General features: G+C 37.8%; 8 protein-coding genes. All 8 read left to right on the top strand.

All coding sequences use genetic code 11. The annotated features are described in order from the left end of the window. The coding region (locus M4I42_RS16160) for a phage tail protein (protein ID WP_268853085.1) at positions 1-1,454 on the top strand (1,454 nt) is incomplete at its 5' end. A 25-nt stretch (positions 1,455-1,479) separates the two neighbouring features. Continuing rightward, complete coding sequence (locus M4I42_RS16155; protein WP_268853084.1) at positions 1,480-1,677, top strand: hemolysin XhlA family protein; 198 nt, start codon at positions 1,480-1,482, stop codon at positions 1,675-1,677. Next, positions 1,677-1,934: a hypothetical protein gene (locus tag M4I42_RS16150; RefSeq protein ID WP_268853083.1), complete on the top strand. Its 258-nt coding sequence runs from the start codon at positions 1,677-1,679 to the stop codon at positions 1,932-1,934. The genes M4I42_RS16155 and M4I42_RS16150 overlap by 1 nt, the downstream gene beginning before the upstream one ends. Continuing rightward, entirely contained in the window at positions 1,934-2,641 is a 708-nt protein-coding gene (locus M4I42_RS16145; protein WP_268853082.1) for an N-acetylmuramoyl-L-alanine amidase, read from the top strand. The genes M4I42_RS16150 and M4I42_RS16145 overlap by 1 nt, the downstream gene beginning before the upstream one ends. A 441-nt stretch (positions 2,642-3,082) precedes the next feature. Then, positions 3,083-3,862: a hypothetical protein gene (locus tag M4I42_RS16140; RefSeq protein ID WP_268853081.1), complete on the top strand. Its 780-nt coding sequence runs from the start codon at positions 3,083-3,085 to the stop codon at positions 3,860-3,862. A 4-nt stretch (positions 3,863-3,866) separates the two neighbouring features. Next, on the top strand, positions 3,867-4,562 hold the full coding sequence (locus M4I42_RS16135) for a hypothetical protein (protein ID WP_268853080.1): 696 nt from the start codon (positions 3,867-3,869) through the stop codon (positions 4,560-4,562). A gap of 56 nt (positions 4,563-4,618) precedes the next feature. Further along, entirely contained in the window at positions 4,619-5,509 is an 891-nt protein-coding gene (locus M4I42_RS16130) for an RNase A-like domain-containing protein (protein ID WP_268853079.1), read from the top strand. Between the two features lie 41 nt (positions 5,510-5,550). Further along, positions 5,551-5,844 (top strand): contact-dependent growth inhibition system immunity protein, encoded by a 294-nt coding sequence (locus M4I42_RS16125; protein WP_033016570.1) that lies wholly within the window; start codon positions 5,551-5,553, stop codon positions 5,842-5,844. Positions 5,845-6,052 lie beyond the last annotated feature (208 nt).

The following is a 6,052-nucleotide window of genomic DNA, read 5'->3' as shown; positions in this document are numbered from 1 at the left end:
ACCGTATTAAAAAAATCATCGAGAAATCGCTCGGCAACACGGTGGTCAAAGACGTACAAGCAACGCATATATTCTTTGACTTGATTGACGCTTTTCAATACGGAGTAATCAACGGTACATTGATGCTTGATCAATGCCTTTCACATGCTCTTAGCGGAACTGGTTGGACGTACACTATCGCTGATACGTTTAATTCGGTCTATTTTGACGAATATGGCAAAGACAATGCGCTTGCTCTTGTTCAATTAGCGCTGAATGAGTTTGGCGCAGAAGTAGAAATCGGCAATAAAACGGTGACTATTCGCAAACAAATCGGAACCATAACCGATTTTCAGTTGCGCTTTAAACACAATTTAAAAACGATCAGTCGGTCGGTTGATACTAGCAATCTGTCAACGGTCATCAAAGGTTACGGAAATCGTGACGAATACGGAAACTACAGAATCGAGCTAACGTACCGAAGTCCGCAAGCCGACATATATGGCGAAAGGCACGCACCTCCTATTTATTGCGACGATTGCACGACTACTACCGAATTAGAAGAACGATTAAGGGCCGCATTAAAAGACACGCCGGAAATCTCGTTTGACATCGAGTTCGTCGAGTTGAAAAACAACGGCTACCCTTACGAGCAAATCAATCTCGGTGACACTGTTTACGTCATTTACGAACCGTTAAACATCGACATTACAGCGCGCGTGGTCGAATTAGTAGAGTTTCCGGAATCAACGAAATCAACGCAACTGACGCTCGCCAACTTTAAACCGAACGCGACCGATATTATTGCGGATTTTAGCCGCAAACAAAACGAGCTTGATAAAGTAGCCGTGAAGAAGCGCGAGATTTATAACGGCGTCACAATTAACGATGACATCGGAATCAAAGTAACGGCTCAAAACAACGTTGAAACGCTTTTAAACGCAACGGACGGAATTAAAATTACGAATAATGGTATTCCGGTATTTTTCGTGGATACAACCGGAAACGTCACGTTTGATGGTCAATTAAAAGTAACGGAAAACGGAATTCCGTTATTGCTGGCGTTTATGGATACTTACGGCGGTAAAATCGAGGTTCGTGACATTAACGGAAACATGAACGTCAAAATCGGCTCGGAATCGGGAACAGGCGACAACAAAGGTGGAACGATCGTTTTGTATGACGATGGTGACGGTGACAGCTACAGACGTGTAGAGTTGGGAATATCGACATCTTATTCCGCAGGCCTTATTAACCTTCGTGATAGCAACGGAGCAGCCCGTGTATCATTAGCTGCACAATCAAATATTGGATCACCATATATCGGTGTAAACAACAGTAGCGGTGTTCCGGTCAGCTATCTCACAGAAACAAGCGGATATATCAATTCGGAGCGGATCGCAACACGTTCATGGGTGACAAATGAAATCAACAACGCAATTGCACAACACATTGCAGCATACCGTTCCGAATAGTTTGTTCAGAAAGGTGTGTGAAAATATGGAAGAACGTTTACAACGACTAGAAGCAGATATGGTTGATGTCAAAACGCGCTTAGCAGTCGCAGAATCGAACATCAAAGATATGCGCGAAGATATTTCAGCGATCAAAAGCAACACAACATGGATTTTGCGTTTAATTATCGGCGGGATTGTAGGAGCGCTACTGACGTTTGTTGTGAGAGGAGGCATTCAATAATGGAAGCGTTGCTTTCAATCGAATTTACGGCATATGTAGCATTAGCTGTTTTACTTTATGCGATTCGCCAAGCGGCTAACATTCCAAATCGTTATATTCCGTTAGTAGCCGTCATTCTAGGCGTGGCGTTCTCGGCATTTGAGAGTCACGCTTTTTCGTTTGATGTGTTAGTTACTGGACTGAAATATGCCTTATACGGCATTGGTTCTGTAGCGACGATCAAGTACGCAATCGAAAAAGCGGGAGGGGATAAGTAATGGTAAAGATTGTGATTGACCCGGGGCATGAGGGGGTAGAAAACAACCTTGACCCGGGCGCAGTAGCAAACGGGCTCAAGGAAGCGGCGTTGACATTACGCATCGCAAAGTATATGTACGACATGCTGAACGAATATGAAGGTGTACAGGTGCGCCTAACACGAACAGGGAACCAACGCTTAACGCTTTCTCAACGCGCCAAAATGGCAAATGAGTGGGGCGCTGACTTCTTTATCTCCATTCATATCAATGCCGGTGGCGGAACCGGATTCGAAAGCTACATCTACAACGGCAATGTCAGCGCGAAAACAATCGCATACCAAAATGTGATTCATGCAGAGATTATGAAAGCGATTGGCAATGTCAAAGATCGTGGCAAAAAACGAGCGAACTATGCCGTGCTACGCTTGACAAATATGCCAGCTATCTTGACCGAGAACCTATTCATTGACAACGCCAACGACGCGGCAAAGCTCAAATCGGACCAATTCTTACAACAAATCGCATATGGCCATGTCCAAGGTATCGTAAAGGCATTTGGATTGAAGAAAAAAGCACAACAAAAATCAACACCATCGCAACCACAACAAAAATCGTCTGATGGAAAATTGTATCGTGTCCAAGTCGGGGCATTCAGCGACAGGAAAAACGCAGAACGACTGGCGGAGGAATTGAAGAAAAAAGGATGCCCAGCTGTGATTGTTTAGCCTCTGCTACTCGGCAGGGGATTTTTTTGTTTATTGCGACATACTTCGACAAAAAGTACATGCCAGGTATGTTATGTTCTAATATAGAAAAATGCAGAGGAAGGGGATAGAATTATGAAAAATATATGGAAAAAGAGGTGGTTTTGGGCTATGTTAATGGTCTTATTTATTATCGGAAGCGTGACTAGTAACAGCGACGATGAGCAACAAGCACAAAAACGATTTTGTCCTTGACAAAATTGTTTTTCAACAGTCTGAACCATCTCATACTGAGATGGTTAATATCAAAGGGTTAAGGTCCTAGGCACTCTGCCGAATGGCGTGGCATTTTAGACAGTAAAGATTTATAACTGAGAAATTTTGTGTAGGTGACGTAGTGACATCTAATTAGTAAATATTGTATTATTACTTTAGAACAAATTCCCTTTTAGGGGTGAAAGTATGAATAAATTATACTATAATAGAAAATTTTTGTTCACTATCGTTACATTTGGTATTTCCTTTGTATCTATAATTATATATGCAAATATTTCAGTGATTATTGAAAATTGGTTTGATTCTCTTAAAATGGCGTTAGGTGTAATTGGTTTAATAGCGACATTGTATAATCACTGGAAAAAATTTAATTTATTAGTTACAAGAATTGGAATTATACTTTTTAATTCAAATACTACTTGGAATGTTACTGCTACTTTTGATGGAGAGTTTGATTCCAAAATTCAAGAAAAAATTTGTGCTATCGTAAGAGAGCATGATAGCAAAATGTATAGAGAAGTTGTAAATGACCGTTGCTTTAGAATCTTAACGAATGGTCTTTTAATGCAATTCGACTATACTGATATTTATACTGAGGATGGAGATGAAACCCAAGGCCATTTAGTAGTCCAAATAAGGGATTTTCACGCTTCTTATGAAGGAGCAATAAGTGCTTTAGAGAACAAAATCATACCTGTCTTATCTTTAATTGATAAAAATGTAAGATCAAATAGCTCTTTTTTTAAATTTAAAATATCTTTTGGTAAGAAAAATCCATTTATTGGGTTAGCTGTAAAAAATGTTAGTGAGGCAAAAATTGATGATTTCTGGTATTCATATGAGAAAAACAATGGGTTTATAAAAAGAACTGTAAAAATAAGAAAACAAAGCATAGAATGTTCAACCAACTCTCTAAGCGATTTTCAAACATCAAGTATTAATTTTCTGTCACTAGTGGGGGAATAAAGGAATGAGGGCATATCACTTTTTAGATGTTGAAACACTTGAGCTATTCACGAATGGCGTCACATCTGTTTCAACAGCACAACAGCTTTCTATAGAACAAGAGGATAATGAGCCTAAAAGCGAGATGAGGTTAACTACTCTTGATTTTTACAGGGGATTTCAGAAATATGTAATAGTTCATGAAAGAGTGAAACGGAAAGAAGGCCGAGCTTATGGGGAAGATTTGCTCTTTACTCAGTACATTGAAAGCAAAAGTATGAATGCATATTATAACCCACAAATAAAACTTCTCCTAATTGAAGGAGATAAAGGCGGCGTAAACGGATTCATTAAAAAGTTTGAAAAGGTATTCCCAAACAAATTTAAAGTATCGCGTTCTCAAGTTGATTTTCAATATGTAGTAGAACATTCTCATAATGTTTGGGGAGGATGGATAAGTGGTTTTAATAATGGAACATTAAGAAGTGTTGCATTATTTGGCGATCATGTAAACTTAAGCGAGGACTATAATAGACTAGAGGCTGCTGGTAAGCTTAGTTCGTTAAATTGTTCTCTTACTTTTGAAAGAAAAAGTTATGATTTTACAATAACATCTAACAAAACTGTTGTAATAATGCAAACGATGACACCTGAAGAGGACCTTGATTTACTGTTGCATTTAAAACCCATCCTCTATAAACAGTTGTCTCATGTGATGTAATCAAAGAACATCGAGAAGTGATGAGAAGGAAACGATTATTAGGAGGTAATAGTATCATGAGTGGAGTTAATTCAATTAGAACAAATACTCAAACCATATATAACCAGCAGAACACCAATCTCGGGACTTCCCGTATTGATCTAAATAATCGTGAGGATTTGAAAAATGCTACTCTTTCCTCTAATAATGATACTGTAGAAATTTCCTCTACATCGATGCAAATGTTTTTAGTGGCAAAAGCTAATAAATTTGACAAGGGATGGGATTTAGCAAAAGACCTAGTAGATGTAGTAACTGATTTTATTCCTGGAGTAGGAACTGTTAAGGATGCATATAACCTGTATAAGGTTTTGAGTAACCCAAGTTCAACTGTGAAGGATGTGGCAGGAGCCTTACTTGCGTTTGTCCCAGGATTAGGCGATTTTAAAAGTATCGCCAAAGTAACGGATGCTGTAAAAGATGTTTATAAGATTGGTATAAAGAAATTAGATGATGCTGCGTTAAGTATTTTTACGAAAAATATAAAATCTATAGATACAAAAAAGCTTGTAGATTTTTCAGAGGGTAGGAAAGTAGGTAGAGCTCAAGGTCATACTTTGGCCAAACATGTTGCACAAACCGATAATGATTTGATAAAGCGTGCAAACGGAAAAGAGAAATCTGATGCTACATCATATACAAATAAGAATACAGCTATTTCTGTCATAGATAAGACTATTAAACAAAATGCAGAGGACATTGCAAATTGGTTGCTAAACACTGATATTGATACAAAGACATTATTATATACCTCTAAAGAGAGTATTGGAAAAGGGGTATATAGGGGAGAAAAGAACGTACATAGAGATATAAGGCAAGCCGTCACTGTTTTGAAGAGGGATCCTAGTGCAAAAGAAGGGTTTATTATCTTAACCTCCTTTCCTGTACTTAAATGGCGAGGCAAATAAATAGTGAAACAAAACAACAAAATGAGAAAGGGTGATTTATGGTGGATAATCTAAAAAAGCCAGAAATGCTCAAATATTTCATGAGTGGGTATTTTAATCAAAGTGTTAGCTGGTCAGATCTTGAAGGATTGGCAACCGATTTTAAAGAGCGAGAACCTAAATCAATGGTAAAACAATTAATAAGCGAATTAAAAATGTTGCAGGATGTTTTACAAAAAGGTGATAAAGAGACGTGGAGAGAAATCGAAAAATATGTACATGAATATAGTATGAGATATTTAGATTTTGAAGATGGTCCAGAATTTATTAATACTGTTTTAAAGGCAATTCAATAATTTAAAATTAACTTTTGGTCTTTTCACATAAACCCGTATTGCTACTTAAACTTTATTATTAAAGTGCAATGCGGGTTTATCAATCCACAACTAGTCATATGATAATTGATAAATCAACAGTATTTAAAGTGTATAGCATTAATAGTTGTATCAGTACAATCGTCACTCTACCCTTATGTCAGCATATAAACATATTAAGGATGAAAAA

Origin of the sequence: Anoxybacillus sp. J5B_2022 (assembly GCF_026847645.1) — a bacterium.
Classification (GTDB): domain Bacteria; phylum Bacillota; class Bacilli; order Bacillales; family Anoxybacillaceae; genus Anoxybacteroides.
This window is presented reverse-complemented; position numbering and strand designations above follow the sequence as displayed.

What these genes read in the sequence shown, in the direction of transcription:
- M4I42_RS16155 (WP_268853084.1), top strand. Translation starts at nt 1,480, where the DNA reads ATGGAAGAACGTTTACAACGACTAGAAGCAGATATGGTTGATGTCAAA.
- M4I42_RS16150 (WP_268853083.1), top strand. Translation starts at nt 1,677, where the DNA reads ATGGAAGCGTTGCTTTCAATCGAATTTACGGCATATGTAGCATTAGCT.
- M4I42_RS16140 (WP_268853081.1), top strand. Translation starts at nt 3,083, where the DNA reads ATGAATAAATTATACTATAATAGAAAATTTTTGTTCACTATCGTTACA.
- M4I42_RS16145 (WP_268853082.1), top strand. Translation starts at nt 1,934, where the DNA reads ATGGTAAAGATTGTGATTGACCCGGGGCATGAGGGGGTAGAAAACAAC.
- M4I42_RS16130 (WP_268853079.1), top strand. Translation starts at nt 4,619, where the DNA reads ATGAGTGGAGTTAATTCAATTAGAACAAATACTCAAACCATATATAAC.
- M4I42_RS16135 (WP_268853080.1), top strand. Translation starts at nt 3,867, where the DNA reads ATGAGGGCATATCACTTTTTAGATGTTGAAACACTTGAGCTATTCACG.